Source organism: Micromonospora sp. NPDC047738 (assembly GCF_040642675.1).
GTDB lineage: Bacteria > Actinomycetota > Actinomycetes > Mycobacteriales > Micromonosporaceae > Micromonospora.
The window spans coordinates 150,491-168,318 of record NZ_JBEYSO010000010.1; the positions used below are offsets into that span (position 1 = coordinate 150,491).

The window sequence follows — 17,828 nt, forward strand, 5'->3', positions numbered from 1 at the left end:
CAAGGCTTGAGGAAGCGTGCCGTGACCGAGCAGAACGCCGTGCCAGTCGACCCCGCCGACGACCTTCCGGAGCAGATGAAGGTCCGCCGGGAGAAGCGGGACCGGATGCTCGCCGAGGGCGTCGAGCCGTACCCGGTCGGATACCCCCGGACCAGCACGCTGGCCCGGATCCGGGCGCAGTACGCCGACCTGCCCACCGACACCGCCACCGGCGACCGGGTCTCGGTCACCGGCCGGGTGATCTTCGTACGCAACACCGGCAAGCTCTGCTTCGCCACGCTGCGGGACGGTGACGGCACCGAACTGCAGGCGATGCTCTCGCTGGACCGGGTCGGCCCGGAGCGGCTGGAGGACTGGAAGCGCCTGGTCGACCTCGGCGACCACGTCGGGGTCACCGGTGAGGTGATCACCAGCCGGCGCGGCGAGCTGTCGGTGCTGGTCGAGGAGTGGGCGGTCACCGCCAAGGCGCTCCGCCCGCTGCCGGTGGCGCACAAGCCGCTGAGCGAGGAGGCCCGGGTCCGCCAGCGCTACGTGGACCTGGTCGTTCGGCCGCAGGCGCGGCAGATGGTACGCACCCGCGCCGCCGCCGTGCGCAGCCTCCGCGACACCCTGCACGCGCAGGGCTTTGTCGAGGTGGAGACCCCGATGCTCCAGTTGCTGCACGGTGGCGCGGCGGCCCGCCCATTCGTGACCCACAGCAATGCGCTCAGCACCGATCTGTATCTGCGAATCGCGCCGGAACTGTTTCTCAAGCGTGCCGTGGTCGGCGGTGTGGACCAGGTCTTCGAGATCAACCGCAACTTCCGTAATGAGGGCATCGACTCCTCGCACTCGCCCGAGTTCGCGATGCTCGAGGCCTACCAGGCGTACGGCGACTACAACACGATGGCCGAGCTGACCCGTAATCTCGTGCAGCAGGCCGCGATCGCGGTGGGTGGCTCGACGGTGGTCACCCACGCCGACGGCCGCGAGTTCGATCTCGGCGGCGAGTGGCGGTCGGTGACGCTGTTCGGTGTTCTTTCCGAAGCGCTCGGTGAGGAGGTCACCGTGCGCACGGAAAGGTCCCGCCTGGTCGAGTACGCGGACAAGGTCGGGCTCGGTGTCGACCCCAAGTGGGGTCCGGGCAAGCTGGCCGAGGAGCTGTTCGAGGAACTGGTCGTCCCGTCGCTGCAGGCGCCCACCTTTGTGCGCGACTATCCGGAGGAGACCAGCCCGCTGACCCGGGCGCACCGCACGGAGCCGGGCCTGGCCGAGAAGTGGGACCTCTACGTGCTCGGCTTCGAGCTGGGCACCGCGTATTCCGAGCTGGTCGACCCGGTGGTGCAGCGGGAGCGGCTGGTGGCCCAGGCGCAGCTCGCCGCCCGCGGCGACGACGAGGCCATGCGACTGGACGAGGACTTTCTCCGGGCGATGGAGTACGGAATGCCGCCGGCCGGCGGTATGGGAATGGGAATCGACCGGCTCTTGATGGCGCTGACCGGCCTGGGAATTCGGGAAACCATCCTGTTCCCGTTGGTCCGCCCCGAGTAGCCGCGAAGCACTACCGGGTCGTTACCGGGTCCTATTGACGCGGCAAGTGTCGGGCGGGTTATCGTGCTCCTGTAATAACGGGAGGACCACCCTGCTCGAAAGGAATGTGGGGCTGTGGCCAAGCAGATCATTCACAAGCTGGTCGATGACCTGGACGGCGGGGACGCTGACGAGACCGTCAAGTTCGCGCTCGACGGCGTGCAGTACGAGATCGACCTGTCGGCTCCCAATGCCGAGAAATTGCGCGACGTATTCGCTCAGTACATCGCCCACGGCACCAAGGTCGGGCGCGGCGGGGTGGTCGTCGGTGGCCGGGCCGCGCGTGGCCGGGGCGGCGCGACCGCCGACCGCGAGCAGAACAAGGCCATCCGGGCCTGGGCCAAGAAGGCCGGCAAGGACATCTCGGACCGGGGCCGCATCCCGCAGGAGATCGTCGACGAGTACCACGCGAAGGCGGGCCACTGAGCCGACGCGCCTACCAGGCGACTACGACGCCGGACCGGAGTGCCACTCCGGGCCGGCGTCGCCGTTTCAGCCCTCTCGCGCCGTCTGTCCGGTATGTCCCGGGGCCGTCGGGAGCGGCGGTCGGGTGCCGGGAAACCTGGGCCGGGACCGGGAAGAAAACCGCCGTGGGGGAAGTTGTCCACAGGCAGTGGAGAACTTGTCCACAGGTTGTGGATGACCGGCGGCCGGCACTGACGCCGCCCGCCCCGGCCCGGAGACGTCCGGGGAGCCCCCGACCGGGCTTTTCCACCCACGGTCGAATTTCGCTCTGCGCGTACAGGCAGGGGTACCGGAACACCTCCTGAGCGTGGACGGTTGTCAGAAACGACGCGTGAACGGCCATTCGCGGGGTCGCACGACCTCAGCGGAGTCGGTCCGCGGCGATAGAGTAAGGAGGCACGGACGCCCGTCCCGGACGTCCGCGCACCGGCCCCGCCAAGATCTAGACCATCAAGGCGCACGGCACGTGAGGAGCACGAGGGCATGTTCGAGCGGTTCACCGACCGAGCGCGACGGGTTGTCGTCCTGGCCCAGGAAGAGGCCCGGATGCTCAACCACAACTACATCGGTACGGAGCACATCCTGCTGGGCCTGATCCACGAGGGTGAGGGTGTCGCGGCAAAGGCCCTGGAGAGCCTCGGCATCTCCCTCGAGGGCGTCCGCCAGCAGGTCGAGGAGATCATCGGCCAGGGCCAGCAGGCGCCGAGCGGGCACATCCCGTTCACGCCGCGGGCCAAGAAGGTGCTGGAGCTGTCGCTGCGTGAGGCGCTGCAGCTCGGCCACAACTACATCGGCACGGAGCACATCCTGCTCGGCCTGATCCGCGAGGGTGAGGGCGTCGCCGCCCAGGTGCTGGTCAAGCTCGGCGCGGACCTCAACCGAGTCCGCCAGCAGGTGATCCAGCTGCTCTCCGGCTACCAGGGCAAGGAGCCGGCCGCGGCAGGTGCCGCGCCGGGTGAGGCCGCGCCGTCGACCAGCCTCGTGCTGGACCAGTTCGGCCGCAACCTGACCCAGGCCGCCCGCGAGGGCAAGCTCGACCCGGTCATCGGGCGCGAGAAGGAAATCGAGCGGGTCATGCAGGTGCTCTCCCGCCGTACCAAGAACAACCCGGTCCTGATCGGTGAGCCCGGCGTCGGCAAGACCGCCGTGGTGGAGGGGCTGTCCCAGAAGATCATCAAGGGCGAGGTGCCCGAGACGCTGAAGGACAAGCAGCTCTACACGCTGGACCTCGGTGCCCTGGTGGCCGGCTCGCGCTACCGCGGTGACTTCGAGGAGCGCCTGAAGAAGGTGCTCAAGGAGATTCGCACCCGCGGCGACATCATCCTGTTCATCGACGAGATCCACACCCTGGTGGGTGCGGGTGCCGCCGAGGGCGCGATCGACGCCGCCAGCATCCTCAAGCCGATGCTGGCCCGTGGCGAGCTGCAGACCATCGGTGCCACCACCCTCGACGAATACCGCAAGCACCTGGAGAAGGACGCCGCTCTCGAGCGCCGCTTCCAGCCGATCCAGGTGGGTGAGCCCTCGCTGGCGCACACCATCGAGATCCTCAAGGGCCTGCGGGACCGCTACGAGGCGCACCACCGGGTGAGCATCACCGACGCCGCCCTGGTGGCCGCCGCAACCCTGGCCGACCGGTACATCTCCGACCGCTTCCTGCCGGACAAGGCGATCGACCTGATCGACGAGGCCGGTGCCCGGATGCGCATCCGCCGGATGACCGCGCCGCCAGACCTGCGTGACTTCGACGAGCGCATCGCCCAGGTGCGCCGCGACAAGGAGTCCGCGATCGACGCGCAGGACTTCGAGCGGGCCGCTCAGCTCCGCGACAAGGAGAAGCAGCTGCTCGGCCAGAAGGCCCAGCGGGAGAAGGAGTGGAAGGCCGGTGACCTGGACGTCGTCAGCGAGGTCGACGACGAGCAGATCGCCGAGGTGCTCGGCAACTGGACCGGCATCCCGGTCTACAAGCTGACCGAGGAGGAGACCTCGCGCCTGCTGCGCATGGAGGACGAGCTGCACAAGCGCGTCATCGGCCAGGAGGACGCGGTCAAGGCGGTCTCGAAGGCGATCCGGCGTACCCGGGCCGGCCTGAAGGACCCGAAGCGCCCGTCCGGCTCGTTCATCTTCGCCGGCCCGTCCGGTGTGGGTAAGACCGAGCTGTCCAAGGCGCTCGCCGAGTTCCTGTTCGGTAGCGAGGATGCCCTCATCCAGCTGGACATGTCCGAGTTCCACGACCGGTACACGGTGTCCCGGCTGGTGGGTGCCCCTCCCGGCTACGTCGGCTACGACGAGGGCGGGCAGTTGACCGAGAAGGTGCGCCGTCGGCCGTTCTCGGTGGTCCTGTTCGACGAGATCGAGAAGGCCCACCCGGACGTGTTCAACACGCTCCTCCAGATCCTGGAGGACGGGCGGCTCACGGACGGCCAGGGTCGGATCGTGGACTTCAAGAACACGGTCATCATCCTGACCACCAACCTCGGTACGCGGGACGTCGCCAAGGCGGTGTCGCTGGGCTTCCAGGCCTCTGAGGACTCCGAGTCGAACTACGACCGGATGAAGCAGAAGGTCAACGACGAGCTCAAGCAGCACTTCCGGCCCGAGTTCCTGAACCGGATCGACGACACCATCGTCTTCCACCAGCTGCGGGAGAACGAGATCCTGTCGATCGTGGACATCATGATCCAGCGGATCGAGACCCAGCTGAAGAACAAGGACATGGGCCTGGAGCTGACCGACAACGCCAAGAAGTACCTGGCGAAGAAGGGCTTCGACCCGGTGCTGGGCGCGCGGCCGCTGCGTCGCACGATCCAGCGCGACATCGAGGACAACCTCTCCGAGCGGATCCTCTTCAACGAGCTGACCCCGGGTCAGATCGTGGTGGTGGACTGCGAGGGCGACCCGAGCAACATCGACAAGTCCAAGCTCGTCTTCCGGGGCGCCGACCGGCCGGTGGCCGTGCCGGACGCCGTCCCGGCGGACCTCGGTGGCGCCGCCACCGCAGGTGCGGACGAGTAAGGCACATCAAACAGGGCGACGGCCCCGGTCGGCGAAAGCCGCCGGGGCCGTCGCCTTTTCCTGCTCCTGCCCTGCTCCTGCCCCGCCCTGCCCCGCACCGTCTCGCCGGACCGCCTTGCCGGCTCGGCGCAAATCCGGCCGCGTCGCCGTCGCGCTTGATCGACGCGAGGTCGGCGATGTGGTGGTGTCCGCGGCGGCGTGGTGCCGCCAGTTCGGCGATTCGGCGCCCTCGCGGGGGTGAGATACCGCCAGATCGGCGACCGGGTGCTGCCACGACGGCCCGGGGTGGGGATCAGGGGCGGGGGAGAGGGATCGGGGGGCCGTCGCCGAGCAGGCGGAAGGACTCCTCGCCGACGGGTTCGACCAGTCCGTCGGTGACCAGCCCGGCCAGGGCCCGGGCCCGCTGCACGTCGTCGTGCCACACCTGGTCCAGCCGTTGGTGCGGCACCGGGCCGGTCGCCTCGCGGAGCACCGCGAGCAGCAGGCCGCGTACCTGGCGGTCGGTGCCGGCGTACCGCTGGGGGCGGCGGGTCGGGCCGGCCGGGGCCTCCTGCCCGGACGCCCGCCAGGCGCAGACGGACTCGACCGGGCAGATCGTGCAGCGCGGTGCGCGGGCGGTGCAGATCATGGCACCGAGTTCCATGAACGCGGCGCTGGCCAGGGCCGCCGCGGCGGGCTCCGCCGGCAGCAGTTCCTCGGTGGCCACCAGGTCGGCGGGGCGGGTGGCCGGTCCGGCGTCCGGCTCCCCGGCGACCGCCCGGCAGACCACCCGGCGCACGTTGGTGTCGACCACCGGGTGCCGCTGCCCGTACGCGAACGCCGCCACCGCCCGGGCCGTGTACGTCCCGACGCCTGGCAGGGCCAGCAACTGGTCCAGCCGGTCCGGCACCGCACCGCCGTGCCGGTCCACGATCGCCACCGCGCAGTCCCGCAGCCGGACGGCCCGGCGGGGGTAGCCGAGCCGGCCCCACATCCGGATCGCCTCGGCCGGGGTGTCCTCGGCGAGCGCGGCCGGGACGGGCCAGCGGGCCAGCCACGCCTCCCAGGCGGGCAGCACCCGGACCACCGGCGTCTGCTGGAGCATGACCTCGCTGACCAGGATGGCCCAGGCGCCGACGCCCGGCTTGCGCCACGGCAGGTCGCGGGCGTTCCGCTCGTACCACCGGCTGACCAGGGTGGCGAAGGTGGGCTCAGACATCGCGCTGCCGATCATGTCACGGACGGCTTTCCCGCAGGATGGGCGGGCGGGCCGGGCCCACGCGGCCGACCAGGGCCGACGGGGCAGAATGTCCGGATGAACGAGCTCGCGATCACCGTCATCGGCCGGGACCGGCCGGGCATCGTGGCCGACGTCGCCGAGGCACTCGCGCGGCTCGGCGCGAACCTCACCGACTCCACGATGACCCGGCTGCGGGGACACTTCGCGATGACCCTGATCTGCGTGGGCCCGGCCGCCGCCGAGGTCGAGGCCGCGCTGGCCCCGCTCGCCGCGGACGGCCAACTGCTGGCCACCGTACGCGCGGTCACCCCCGACGGGCGGACCGCGCCGGCCGGCGAGCCGTACGTGATGGCGGTGCACGGCGCGGACCGGATGGGCATCGTCGCGGCGATGACCCGGGTGCTGGCCGACGCGGGCGGCAACGTCACCGATCTGAGCACCCGGCTGACCGGGTCCCTCTACGTGGTGGTCGCCGAGGTGGAACTGCCGCCGGGCAGCTCCGACGAGGTGGCCGGCCGGCTGGCCCGTACTGCTGCCGAGCTGGGCGTGGGCGTCAGCCTCCGGCCGGCGGACCCGGACCTGCTGTGACCGCCGAGTACGTCGGCCTGGGTGGCTGGACCCCCGAGGCGCTCGGCGTGCCGGGCGAGGTGCGTCCGGTGGTCGCCGCGCCCGACCCGGTGCTCAGCCGGCCCGGGCCGGAGGTCGACCCGACCTCAACCGAGGTGATCCGCCTCGCCGCCGACCTGGTCGCCACCATGCGGGTCTCGCCGGGCTGTGTCGGCCTCGCCGCGCCGCAGGTCGGGGTGGGCGCGCAGGTGTTCGCGGTGGACGTAACCGGCCACCCGAAGGCGGTCACGGTGCATGGCACCTTCGTGCTCTGCAACGCCAAGGTGGTGGAGGCGAGCCGCTGGAAGGCCGGCCGGGAGGGCTGCATGTCGGTGCCCGACCTGACCGGCGATGTGAAGCGGGCCGGCCGGCTCGTGGTCGAGGGGGTGCTGCCGGGCAGCGGCGCGCCGGTGCGGCTGGTGACGGACGGGTTCGAGGCGAGGGCGCTCCAGCACGAGATCGACCACTGCGCCGGACTGCTCTTTCTCGACCGGGTCGCCGGGGCGCACGCCGTCTACCAGCGCAAGGTCTATCTCTGAGCCGTCATGGCGCTGCGCGCCCGTCCGGAGCCGCTCGGTGACGACCTGCCGTCGAGTGTGGAGGGCCGGCTCGGCCGGGTTCGTCCGTACCGGCGCGTCGTGCCCCGCGTCGTGCGGTACGCCGCTACCGTGAACGCATCATGCGTCTGACGGTCGGCCCCCTGCCACCCGCCGTGTACTGGCGGCGTCGCGCCGTCGTGCTCGGAGCGGGGCTTCTCTTCCTGATTGTCCTGCTCTATTCCTGCACCGGCACGGAGCGCAACAACACCGGCGCGACGGGTGCCGATCCCTCGGCGAAGGCGTCCGGGCCGGCGCCGCAGCCGACCGGGTCGGTGCTGACACCGACCTCCGGCAGCCCGTCCCCGACGCCCGGCGACGCCGGCGGCGACTCGGGCGGCGACTCGGGCGGCGACTCGGGCGGCTCGGACAGCGGGCAGAGCGGCGGCGGGTCCAACGACGTGCCGGCCGCCCCGGTGGTCGACGACGGCACCTGCGCCGACTCCGAGATCCGGGTGACCCCGGTGGCCCTGCCGGCCACCGCCCGGCAGGGCACGGTGGTCACCCTCCGGCTCAAGGTCAAGAACGTGTCGAACCGTACCTGCAGCCGGGATGTGGGCGCCGACCTCCAGGAACTGTTCGTCAAGGTCGGCGCGGAGAAGGTCTGGTCCTCGGACACCTGCGGCACCGGCAAGGGCTCGGACGTGCAGTCGTTCACGCCGAACTTCGAGCGCTCCTACGAGCTGGGCTGGAACGGCCGGTACAGCACGAAGTGCGCGAACGGTCTGGCCGACGGCCCGTACGCGCAGCCCGGCGCGTACCAGGTCTTCGCCCGGGTGGGCACCAAGCTCAGCGAGCCGGTGAAGCTGACCATCACCGGCTGATCGGAGGCCGGCTGACCGGCGGCCGGGGCGGACGCGGGCTCAGACGTAACGCTCCAGGATGGACGCCTCGGCGAGCCGGGACAGGCCCTCGCGGACCCCCCGGGCGCGGGCGTCGCCCACTCCCTCGACCGTCTGCAGGTCCTCCACGGTGGCGCCGAGCAGCCGTTGGAGGCTGCCGAAGTGCACCACCAGCCGGTCGACCACGGCCGTGGGGAGCCGGGGCACCTTGGCCAGCAGGCGGAAGCCGCGCGGGCTCACCGCCGCGTCGAGGGCGTCGGAGGCGGACGGGTAGCCGATGGCCTTGGCCACCGCCACCAGGTCGATCAGCTCGGTGGCGCTGAGCAGGTCCAGCTCGACCAGCGCCTCGTCGAGGGTGCGGGACTTGCGGCCGACCGGGAGGTAGTCCCGGATGACCAGGGTGCGGTCGGCGTCCACGCCGGCCATCAGCTCGTCGAGCTGGAGGGCGAGCAGCCGGCCGTCGGTGCCCAACTCCACCACGTACCCGGCGATCTCGTCGGCGATCCGGCGGACCATCTCCAGCCGCTGCACCACGGCCACCGCGTCGCGTACGGTCACCAGATCCTCGATCTCCAGGGCGGAGAGGGTGCCGGAGACCTCGTCCAGGCGGAGCTTGTAGCGCTCCAGGGTGGCCAGGGCCTGGTTGGCGCGGGACAGGATGGCCGCCGAGTCGTCCAGCACGTGCCGCTGGCCGTTGACGTAGAGGCTGATGATCCGCATGGACTGGCTCACCGAGATGACCGGGTAGCCGGTCTGCCGGGCCACCCGCTCGGCCGTGCGGTGCCGGGTGCCGGACTCCTCGGTGGGGATGGACGGGTCGGGCATCAGGTGCACCGCGGCCCGGACGATCCGCGTGCCGTCGCTGGAGAGCACCACGGCGCCGTCCATCTTGCACAGCTCGCGGACCCGGGTGGCGGAGAACTCCACGTCCAGCGGGAAGCCGCCGGTGCAGAGCTGCTCGACCACCTTGTCGTAGCCGAGCACGATGAGCGCGCCGGTGCGGCCGCGCAGGATGCGCTCGAGCCCGTCGCGCAGCGCGGTGCCCGGCGCCATCAGGGCGAGGTTGGCGCGCAGCGGATCTCCGCCGGCGCCGACGCCTCCGGTGACGGTCACGTTGATCGGACGGGCGGGGGAGCCCACCGCGCCGGTGCGGGCGTGCGGCGTCGCCGCGGCGGGCTTGGTGGCATCGCGGTCGATCGGCACGGGCACAGTCTACGGACTGCCGTGCGGTGGGTGCTCTCGTGGTTACTGTGATGTGTCACGATGTCCTACTTCGGTGATCAACAACCGGGTGCGCCCGGTGCCCGAAATGGCCCAGCCGGTCCGCCCCTGCCGCCCCACGCGTCACTCCGCGGACGCGCGGGCGGCCGCCTGAAGTGCCGCACGGACGTCGGTGACCTCGATCACCCGCATGTTGTCCTGCGTCACCCCGCTGCTGGTCGGACCACAGCCCGGCGGCACCAGGGCCAACCGGAAACCGAGCCGGGCCGCCTCGGCCAGCCGGCGGGGGACCGCACCGACCCGGCGCACCTCGCCGGTGAGCCCGACCTCGCCGATCGCCACCAGATGCGGGGCGATGGCCAGGTTGAGGCCGCCGGACGCGACCGCGAGCGCCACGGCCAGGTCGGCCGCCGGCTCCACCACCCGGATGCCGCCCACGGTGGCGGCGAACACCTCGCGGTCGTGCAGGGTCAGCCGCTCGGTCCGCCGCTGGAGCACCGCCAGCACCATCGCCAGCCGGGCCCCGTCCAGCCCCGAGACCGTACGCCGCGGCGAGCCGGCCACGGTGGCCCCGATCAGCGCCTGCACCTCGGTCACCAGGGCCCGCCGGCCCTCCATCGCCACCGTGACGCAGGTGCCCGGCACCGGCTCGGCGTAGCGGGTCAGGAAGAGCCCGGACGGGTCGGCCAGGCTGCTGATGCCACCCTCGTGCATCTCGAAGCAGCCCACCTCGTCCGCCGCGCCGAACCGGTTCTTCACCCCCCGGACCATCCGCAGCGACGAGTGCTTGTCGCCTTCGAAGTGCAGCACCACGTCGACCAGGTGCTCCAGCACCCGGGGGCCGGCGACCTGACCGTCCTTCGTCACGTGGCCGACGAGCACGGTGGCGATGCCCCGCTCCTTCGCGACCGTCACCAGGGCCGCGGTGACCGCCCGGACCTGGGTCACCCCGCCCGGCACGCCCTCCGTACCGGTGGTCGAGATCGTCTGCACCGAGTCGAGCACCAGCAGCCCCGGCTTGACCGCGTCGAGGTGGCCGAGCACCGCCGACAGGTCGCTCTCGGCGGCCAGATAGAGCTGCTCGTGCAGGGTGCCCATCCGCTCGGCGCGCAGCCGCACCTGGCTGACCGACTCCTCGCCGCTCACCACCAGGGACGGGCTGCCGGCGTTGGCCGCCCACTGCTGGGCGACGTCGAGCAGCAGCGTCGACTTGCCGACCCCCGGCTCGCCGGCGAGCAGCACCACCGCACCGGGCACGAGGCCACCGCCGAGCACCCGGTCGAGCTCGCTGACCCCGGTCGGCCGGGCCCGGGCCGGCGCGGCGCTGATGGTGGCGATCGGACGGGCCGGCTCGGCAGGCATCCGGGAGCTGACCACCCGGCCGGAGACCAGCGGCCCGGTGACGGTGCACTCGACCACCGAGCCCCACTCGCCGCACTCCGGGCAGCGCCCGACCCACTTGGGTGGCTGGTGGCCGCAGGCGTCGCACTCGTACGCCGGGCGCGGCTCGCGGGCGGCGCCCCGGCTCCGGCCGGTGGCGGCGGTGGTGCGGGGGGACGTCGATCGGGAGGTGCTCACCCCAGGACGCTAACCGGGCGGTACGACGAAAGCCCACCCGGAAACGTCGACACCGCCGGCGTGGCGCTGGCCACACCGGCGGTGTCGTCGACGATCGGGTCGGTCAGCTGTGGCCGCCACCCTCCACCAGGCCACCGGGGTGGCCGGCGCCACCCTCCTCCTCGCGGGGCTGAACGACCGGCGAAGGGCGCGCGGCCGGGGTCAGCGGGACGCCGACCGGGGCCGCGGTCTTGATGGTCTTGCCGTTGCCGAAGTCGAAGATCAGGTCGACCTGCTGGCCGGAGAGCAGCTTGTCGTTCAGGCCGACGAGCTGGAGGAACCGGCCGCTGTTGGCGTTGAGCTGGGCGTAGCCGAGCGCCGGGATCTCGATCCGGGCCGGCTGGGTCGGCGCCGACTCGCTCGGCGAGGCCGACGGGCTGGCCGAGGCGCTGGCGGACTCGGCGGCGCTGGCGGAGGCCGACGGCTCGGTCGGGCTGGGCGACGCGGACGCCGGCTCGGTGGCCGACTCGCTCGGGCTCGCCTGGGCGCCGCTCGGCGTGGCACCGGCCAGCACCACGTCCCGGGCGCTGTCGGTGGTGACCGTCACGGTGACCGGGGACGCGCTGTCGTTGTAGATCACCATGTTGAGCGGGGCGTCGGCGCCCGCCTGGTAGCCCTCGACGCCGGGGAACTGCACGTACAGGCCGCGCACCGCGTAGACGTTGTCGGGGGTCTGGACGTTGACGCCCTGCACCGACGGGATCTTCTTGGCGGTCTCGGCCACCTGGCCGGCGCCACACCCGGACAGCAGCAGGCTCGTCGCCGCCGCCGTACCGGCCAGCAACAGGGCCGCCCGCCGGGAACCCCTGATCGAGCGCGTCACGTCGGTCCTCCTCGTCACGATCCCCACCCGGCCGTACGCCGGGCACGGGGTGGTCATACCCGCGCAGACCGCGCTCCAGGGTAGTTGGGGCTGATCGAGGCCCGCACGCCGACCCGGTTATGCCACCTTCCGGGGATCCGTCACACCACCCGTCCGTTCGCCACCAGCAGGACCACATCGATGAGCGCCACCAGCATCACCGCCCGGAAGGCGGCCACCGGCCGGCCACCGGTCCGGGCAGCGGCCCGGCCGGCGTACCAGCCGAGGGCCGGTACCAGGACGGCGGCGGCGACCGCCGACAGGCCCGCCCACGACGGCGGCCCGGGCGGCCCGACGACCAGGATGACGGTGGCCGCGAGGAGCAGCGCGGCGGCGGCCACCCGGCTGCCCGCCGCGCCGAGCCGGTGCGGCAGCCCGCGCACCCCGGTCCGGGCGTCGTCGGCCAGGTCGGGCAGGACGTTGGCGAAGTGGGCCCCGGCGCCCAGGCAGGCGCCGGCGGCCACCAGCCAGACCGGGGGTGCGGGCGCGCCGGGCAGGGCCAGCACCACGAACGCGGGCAGCGTGCCGAAGGAGACCGCGTACGGCAGCACGGACACCGGGGTCGACTTCAGCGGCCAGTTGTAGAGCAGCGCCGACACCAGCCCGAGTGTCACGCAGAGCGCCGCCGCGCCGCCCGTGAGCAGCGCCACCAGCGGGGTGGCGACGGCGGCCGCGACCGCGGCTCGGGCGAGGGGACGCCGTCCGATCAGCCCGCTGGCCACCGGCTTGTCGGTACGTCCCACCGCGGCGTCCCGGTCGGCGTCGATGAGGTCGTTGCTCCACCCGACGGCGAGTTGGCTGGCCAGCACGGTGAGCACCACGACGGCGATCCCGACGGGTCGGTGCCCGACACCCCAGGCCAGCAGCCCGGCCACCACGGTGACCGCGGCGGCCGGCTCCGGATGGCTCGCCCTGACCAGCCCTAACACCGACGACGACATAAGAGAAGTCTGGTCGTTAACGGGGAGTCGTGTCACGCTCTGTCCATGCGCGACGCGGCCCCCGTGTCCACCCCGCTCCGGGTGCTGCCACCCAACGACCCCCGCCAGTACGACGACCTGGCCGGCGAGTGGTGGCGGCCCGACGGGGCGTTCGCGATGCTGCACTGGCTGGCCCGGGCCCGGGCCGACCTGGTGCCCCCGGCGTCCAGGTCGGACGCCGTCCTGGTCGACCTCGGCTGCGGCGCCGGGCTGCTCGCCCCGCACCTGGCCGGCAAGGGCTACCGGCACATCGGGGTGGACCTCACCCGTTCCGCCCTCGTCCAGGCCGCCGCGCACGGGGTGGCCGCGCTCCGCGCCGACGCCACCGCCGTCCCGCTCGCGGCCGGCTGCGCCGACGTGGTCTCGGCCGGCGAACTGCTGGAACACGTGCCGGACTGGCGTCGCGCGGTGGCCGAGGCGTGTCGCCTGCTGCGTCCGGGCGGCCTGCTGGTGCTGGACACCCTCAACGACACCGTGCTGGCCCGGCTGATCGCGGTGGAGATCGGCGAACGGCTGCCCACGGTGCCGCGCGGCATCCACGATCCACGGTTGTTCGTGGACGCCCGCGCCCTGGTCGCCGAGTGCGCCCGACACGGCGTGGCGCTGCGCTTGCGGGGGATCCGTCCCGAGCTGGGTGGGACGCTGGCCTGGCTGCTGCGCCGGATGCGGAGCGGCGCCACCGACCGTCCGCCCGGGCGGACGCCCCGGATCGTGCCGACCTGGTCCAGAGCCGTGCTCTACCAGGGCCAGGGGGTCCGGCACGGATAGCCGGGGCCGGCCGGGGTAGAGGGACGCCGAGAAGGGGGCGACATGACTGTGCACGCGCTGGAGGCGGCCCGCCGGTTGGCACCGCGACTGGCTGCCCGCGCGGCGGGGCACGACCGGGACGGCTCCTTTCCGGTCGACGACTTCGCCGACCTGCGGGAGGCCGGGCTCTTCGGGCTGATGGTGCCCCGGGAGCTGGGCGGCGCGGGCGCCAGCTTCGCCGGGTACGCCGCCGTCGCCACCGAGCTGGCCCGGGGCAACGGCGCCACCGCGCTGGTGTTCAACATGCACGCCTCGGTCACCGGGGCACTCGGCGCGGTCACCGAGGAACTGGCCGAGGCGCTCGGCGTACCGGACGAGGCGCTGGCCGCCCGGGACCGGCTGCTCCGCGCCGCGGCCGACGGCGCCTGGTACGCGGTGGCGATGAGCGAGCGTGGCGCCGGCGCCCGGCTGTCGCAGCTCAGCACGGTGTACGAGCCGGTCGACGGGGGCTGGCACATCAAGGGCAGCAAGACCTTCTGCTCGGGTGCCGGGCATCCGGACGGCTATCTGGTCGCCGCCCGCAGCGCCGCCGACCAGTCGGTGGTCTCCCAGTTCCTCGTCCCGGCCGGCGAGGGCATCACCGTCGAGGCCACCTGGGACTCGCTGGGCATGCGTGCCACCTCCTCGCACGACCTGCATCTGGACGTCACCGTGCCCGCCGACCGGCTGCTCGGCGGGGTGGAGGGACTGGCCCTGGTGGTCGCCCAGCTCATGCCGCACTGGTTGGTGGCCAGCTACGCCGCCGTCTACGTGGGGGTGGCACGGGCGGCGATCGAGGCCGCCGCCGAGCACCTGAACGCCCGTAACCTCGCCGGTCTGCCGGCGGTCCGGGCCCGGCTGGGCCGGGCGGACGCGGCGGTCGCGGCGGCCGAGCTGGTGGTGGCCGAGGCGGCCCGCCGGGTCGACGAGGCGCCCGGCGACCCAGAGACCAACCGCTGGGTGTGGCGGGCCAAGCTGCTGGCCGGCACCACCGCCGCCGATGTGGCGGCGTCCATGCTGGAGGCCGCCGGCACCTCGGCCACCCGCCGGGGCCACCCGCTGGAGCGGCTCTACCGGGATTCCCGGTGCGGCTCGCTGCACCCGGCGACCTCCGACGTCTGCGCCGACTGGCTCGGCATCGCCGCACTCGGCGGCGACCCGGACCGCGACGGCGCGACGCCCCGCTGGTGAGCGCGGCGGGCCAGCACCGGCGACGGGCGCCGGCCGTTGGTGAGCGCGGCGGGCGAACCCCGCGGTCGCGACCGGGAGATGGTCGTTGGTGACCGCGAGGAGTGAGCCGGGTTTGCGAACCCCGCAGTCGCGAACGGGAGATGGTCGTTGGTGAAGCGTGGGATCGGAAACGAGAGGTGGGCGACATGGCCGTGCCGGTGATCGCGGGTGTGGGTACGGCCTTGCCGCCGGCCACGACGCAGGACGAGCTCTGGGACGGCTTCTTCGCGAAGCATTTCTCCGGGACCACGCACGCCCTGGCCGAGCGCATCTTCGCCAACTCCGGGGTGTCCCGGCGACAGGCGGCGGTGAACCCGCTGCTGGAGGACGTCTCCGAGTGGCCGACCGAGCGCCGGATGCGGCGCTACCAGGTCGAGGCGTTGCCGCTCGGCAAGGAGGCGGTGGGCCGTGCGCTCACCGCCGCCGGGCTGGACGCCGGTGACGTCGGGCTCTTCGTGGTCTGTTCCTGCACCGGGTACGCCACCCCGGGGCTGGACATCCTGCTCGCCCGGGACCTGGGCATGGCCCCGGACACCCAGCGCATGTTCGTCGGCCACATGGGCTGCTACGCGGCCCTGCCCGGGCTCGGCGCGGCCAGCGACTTCGTCAGCGCCCGCGGCCGCCCGGCGCTGCTGCTCTGCGCCGAGCTGACCAGCCTGCACATCCAGCCCGCCGGCGTCCGGGTGGACACACAGCAGATCGTCTCGCACGCGCTCTTCTCGGACGCCGCGGTCGCCGCCGTGCTCGTCCCCGGCGGCCGGGGGTACGCGCTGCGCGAGGTCACCTCGGTCACCGACACCTCGACCGCCGACCACATGACCTGGGACGTCACCGACACCGGTTTCCGGATGGGGCTGTCGCCGAAGGTCCCGCAGGTGCTCTCGCGCCACGTCCGGGGGCTGGTCGACGAGCTGCTGGCCCGGCACGGGCGGACGGTCTCCGAGGTGGACGGCTGGGCGGTGCACCCGGGCGGCCCGCGCATCCTCAACGTGGTGGACGGGGAACTGGCCCTGCCGCCGGACGCGCTCGCGGCGTCCCGGGCCACGCTGGACGAGCACGGCAACTGTTCGTCTCCGACGGTGTTGCTGATCCTGGATCGGTTGCGCCGGGCCCAGACGCCGCCGGAGCGGATCGTGATGCTCGCGTTCGGACCGGGCCTGACCCTGTACGCCGCCCTGCTCGACCGCACCGGGTGACCGGCCGGTGGCACGGGACGGTGCCGTCCGCGCCGCGCGGCTACCCTGACCGCATGGGCGCCGACGACCGGGTACGGGGTGCGCTGCTGGCCGGGCTGACGGTGGCCGGGCTGGCCGCCGGTGGCTGGTGGTGGCGACAGGCCGCACCGGCGCTCGGCCCGACGGGTGCCTCACCCAGCCCGTCGGCGGATGCCTTCCTCGAGCCCGGGGTGCGGCTGGCCGACCCGGACACCAGGCGGGTGTTCGTCGACCCGGACACCGGGCAGGTGATCCCGGGGCCGGAGGCGGACCCGGACCAGGGCCTGGTCGTCCATCAGGAGCCGGGCGCCGCCGCGGAAGCTTTCAGCACGCGCGCCCTCTGGTCGGAGCGGTCCCACCTCGGCGCGGGTGACGCTCCGTTGGTCCGGCAGACCAATCCGTCGGCCGGCGAGCGCCACCTGCTCGCGGTGTCCTGCACCGGCCCGGGGACGCTGACGGTGGCCTACTCCGGCTCGGACCAGGACAGCACGCCACTGACCACGACCTGTGCGGGGACGCCGCTCGTCCGCCCGCTCACCGCCGGCGGTGGCGGCCCGCTGCTGGTGCGGTTCACCGTGGCCGACGGCGAGGTCGACCTGGATGCCCGGCTCCTGACCGCGCCCTGACCGGTCGGTCAGCCGGCGATACGAGCCAGGTCGTCGCGATACTCCTCGACCTGGCCCAGCTCGGGTACGACCCGCACCAGGGTGCCCTCCCGGTCCACCAGCAGCGCGGGGGCCGTGCCGGGGCGGGCCGCGAGGTGGGAGTAGGCGCGCAGCCCGCCGGCCGGGTCGGCGAGGGTGCGTACGCCGGGGGCGGCGGCGGGCTCGGCCTGGCGGCCCTCGGTGACGGTGACCACGGTGACGCCCGGGGGTGCGGCGGCCGCCGCCTGGGTGACCTGTTCGGCGCAGGCGCAGGCGTCCACCAGGACGATCATCGCCGGCAGCAGGCTGCGCAGCGGCACCGGGGACTCGTCGGCGCCGACCAGGTCCAGCGCGGGGAGCGGCCCGACCGCCACCCAGTTGCTCGGGTAGGGGACGACCGTGGGACTGCCGCCGGAGCGCGAGGAGCGGGGCCAGGTGACCGCGGCCAGCCCGGCGAGGGTGATCAACACGGACACCAGCAGGACCAGCAGCGGCAGCCCCAGCGGCGGGCGGCCGCCCGGTCGGGCGGTGCGGCCGGTCCGGCGTAGCTCGCGACGGACCTGCCGGGCCTCCTCGGCGAGGGCCGAGGCGTCGTCGGGAACGACCACCCGACCCCACTCCGGGGGCAGGTCGGGCAGCCCGTCCGGCGGCCCTTGGCCTTCAGCGTCAGGCATGCCCATCGGACCCCCAGGAACCGTCTCGGTGAGCGGACGTCGCGTCCACCTCCCAGGGTCCCGCACCGGTCGGCGTACCGCCACACCTGGGCGCACTCGGGATTCCGGGGCTACCATGGGAGGAGCGCATCGCCCTAGACATCCACGCTCCGTCACCCGCATCGGGTTGTCATCCGTTGGTCACGGAGCGTGTGGAAACCGTCGGTTTGACCGCCTGTCAAGCTGAAGAAATACCTCTCACAGGGCCCCTGAGCTGCGCCAACGGTCAGGACAGCGGTGAGACATCGG

General features: G+C 73.0%; 16 protein-coding genes. 10 read left to right on the forward strand and 6 right to left on the reverse strand.

All coding sequences use genetic code 11. The annotated features are described in order from the left end of the window. The first annotated feature begins 21 nt into the window (after nucleotides 1-21). The 3 genes from lysS to ABZ783_RS18675 all read left to right on the forward strand — a co-directional run bounded on the left by lysS (nucleotide 22) and on the right by ABZ783_RS18675 (nucleotide 5,049). Nucleotides 22-1,530 (forward strand): lysine--tRNA ligase, encoded by a 1,509-nt coding sequence (gene lysS, locus ABZ783_RS18665; RefSeq protein ID WP_357439573.1) that lies wholly within the window; start codon nucleotides 22-24, stop codon nucleotides 1,528-1,530. Between the two features lie 114 nt (nucleotides 1,531-1,644). After that, the gene (locus ABZ783_RS18670) at nucleotides 1,645-1,995 is read left to right on the forward strand and encodes an Lsr2 family protein (protein WP_148793152.1); all 351 of its coding nucleotides are present in this window, start codon (nucleotides 1,645-1,647) and stop codon (nucleotides 1,993-1,995) included. 522 nt (nucleotides 1,996-2,517) lie between these two features. Continuing rightward, nucleotides 2,518-5,049: an ATP-dependent Clp protease ATP-binding subunit gene (locus tag ABZ783_RS18675; RefSeq protein ID WP_073837748.1), complete on the forward strand. Its 2,532-nt coding sequence runs from the start codon at nucleotides 2,518-2,520 to the stop codon at nucleotides 5,047-5,049. A 292-nt stretch (nucleotides 5,050-5,341) separates the two neighbouring features. On the opposite strand, the gene ABZ783_RS18680 is transcribed toward ABZ783_RS18675, so the two are convergent. Beyond that, a complete protein-coding gene (locus ABZ783_RS18680; protein ID WP_357439577.1) occupies nucleotides 5,342-6,247 on the reverse strand; it encodes an A/G-specific adenine glycosylase in 906 nt (301 codons plus the stop codon). Between the two features lie 96 nt (nucleotides 6,248-6,343). Here ABZ783_RS18680 and ABZ783_RS18685 point away from each other — a divergent pair, with 96 nt between their 5' ends. The 3 genes from ABZ783_RS18685 to ABZ783_RS18695 all read left to right on the forward strand — a co-directional run bounded on the left by ABZ783_RS18685 (nucleotide 6,344) and on the right by ABZ783_RS18695 (nucleotide 8,294). Beyond that, nucleotides 6,344-6,856 (forward strand): ACT domain-containing protein, encoded by a 513-nt coding sequence (locus tag ABZ783_RS18685; RefSeq protein WP_357439579.1) that lies wholly within the window; start codon nucleotides 6,344-6,346, stop codon nucleotides 6,854-6,856. After that, the gene (locus ABZ783_RS18690; RefSeq protein WP_357439581.1) at nucleotides 6,853-7,413 is read left to right on the forward strand and encodes a peptide deformylase; all 561 of its coding nucleotides are present in this window, start codon (nucleotides 6,853-6,855) and stop codon (nucleotides 7,411-7,413) included. The genes ABZ783_RS18685 and ABZ783_RS18690 overlap by 4 nt, the downstream gene beginning before the upstream one ends. A gap of 140 nt (nucleotides 7,414-7,553) precedes the next feature. Further along, entirely contained in the window at nucleotides 7,554-8,294 is a 741-nt protein-coding gene (locus tag ABZ783_RS18695) for a hypothetical protein (protein WP_357439584.1), read from the forward strand. A gap of 39 nt (nucleotides 8,295-8,333) precedes the next feature. Here ABZ783_RS18695 and disA read toward each other — a convergent pair whose 3' ends face one another. From disA to ABZ783_RS18715, 4 genes are all read right to left on the reverse strand, one after another. After that, a complete protein-coding gene (gene disA / locus ABZ783_RS18700; protein ID WP_357439587.1) occupies nucleotides 8,334-9,515 on the reverse strand; it encodes a DNA integrity scanning diadenylate cyclase DisA in 1,182 nt (393 codons plus the stop codon). Nucleotides 9,516-9,656: 141 nt separating this feature from the next. Further along, nucleotides 9,657-11,111 carry a DNA repair protein RadA gene (radA, locus tag ABZ783_RS18705; protein WP_357439590.1) on the reverse strand — a complete coding sequence of 485 codons (1,455 nt, stop codon included), beginning with the start codon at nucleotides 11,109-11,111 and terminating at the stop codon, nucleotides 9,657-9,659. Between the two features lie 103 nt (nucleotides 11,112-11,214). After that, nucleotides 11,215-11,973 (reverse strand): hypothetical protein, encoded by a 759-nt coding sequence (locus tag ABZ783_RS18710; protein ID WP_357439591.1) that lies wholly within the window; start codon nucleotides 11,971-11,973, stop codon nucleotides 11,215-11,217. A gap of 140 nt (nucleotides 11,974-12,113) precedes the next feature. Then, on the reverse strand, nucleotides 12,114-12,953 hold the full coding sequence (locus tag ABZ783_RS18715; RefSeq protein WP_357439594.1) for a UbiA family prenyltransferase: 840 nt from the start codon (nucleotides 12,951-12,953) through the stop codon (nucleotides 12,114-12,116). 45 nt (nucleotides 12,954-12,998) lie between these two features. Here ABZ783_RS18715 and ABZ783_RS18720 point away from each other — a divergent pair, with 45 nt between their 5' ends. From ABZ783_RS18720 to ABZ783_RS18735, 4 genes are all read left to right on the forward strand, one after another. Then, nucleotides 12,999-13,760, forward strand: a complete 762-nt coding sequence (locus tag ABZ783_RS18720; protein WP_357439596.1) for a methyltransferase domain-containing protein — start codon at nucleotides 12,999-13,001, stop codon at nucleotides 13,758-13,760. Between the two features lie 42 nt (nucleotides 13,761-13,802). Continuing rightward, the gene (locus ABZ783_RS18725; protein ID WP_357439599.1) at nucleotides 13,803-14,969 is read left to right on the forward strand and encodes an acyl-CoA dehydrogenase family protein; all 1,167 of its coding nucleotides are present in this window, start codon (nucleotides 13,803-13,805) and stop codon (nucleotides 14,967-14,969) included. A gap of 185 nt (nucleotides 14,970-15,154) precedes the next feature. Continuing rightward, entirely contained in the window at nucleotides 15,155-16,204 is a 1,050-nt protein-coding gene (locus ABZ783_RS18730; protein WP_357439601.1) for a type III polyketide synthase, read from the forward strand. 53 nt (nucleotides 16,205-16,257) lie between these two features. Then, on the forward strand, nucleotides 16,258-16,848 hold the full coding sequence (locus tag ABZ783_RS18735) for a hypothetical protein (protein WP_357439603.1): 591 nt from the start codon (nucleotides 16,258-16,260) through the stop codon (nucleotides 16,846-16,848). An 8-nt stretch (nucleotides 16,849-16,856) separates the two neighbouring features. On the opposite strand, the gene ABZ783_RS18740 is transcribed toward ABZ783_RS18735, so the two are convergent. Continuing rightward, nucleotides 16,857-17,546, reverse strand: a complete 690-nt coding sequence (locus tag ABZ783_RS18740) for a hypothetical protein (protein ID WP_357439606.1) — start codon at nucleotides 17,544-17,546, stop codon at nucleotides 16,857-16,859. Nucleotides 17,547-17,828 lie beyond the last annotated feature (282 nt).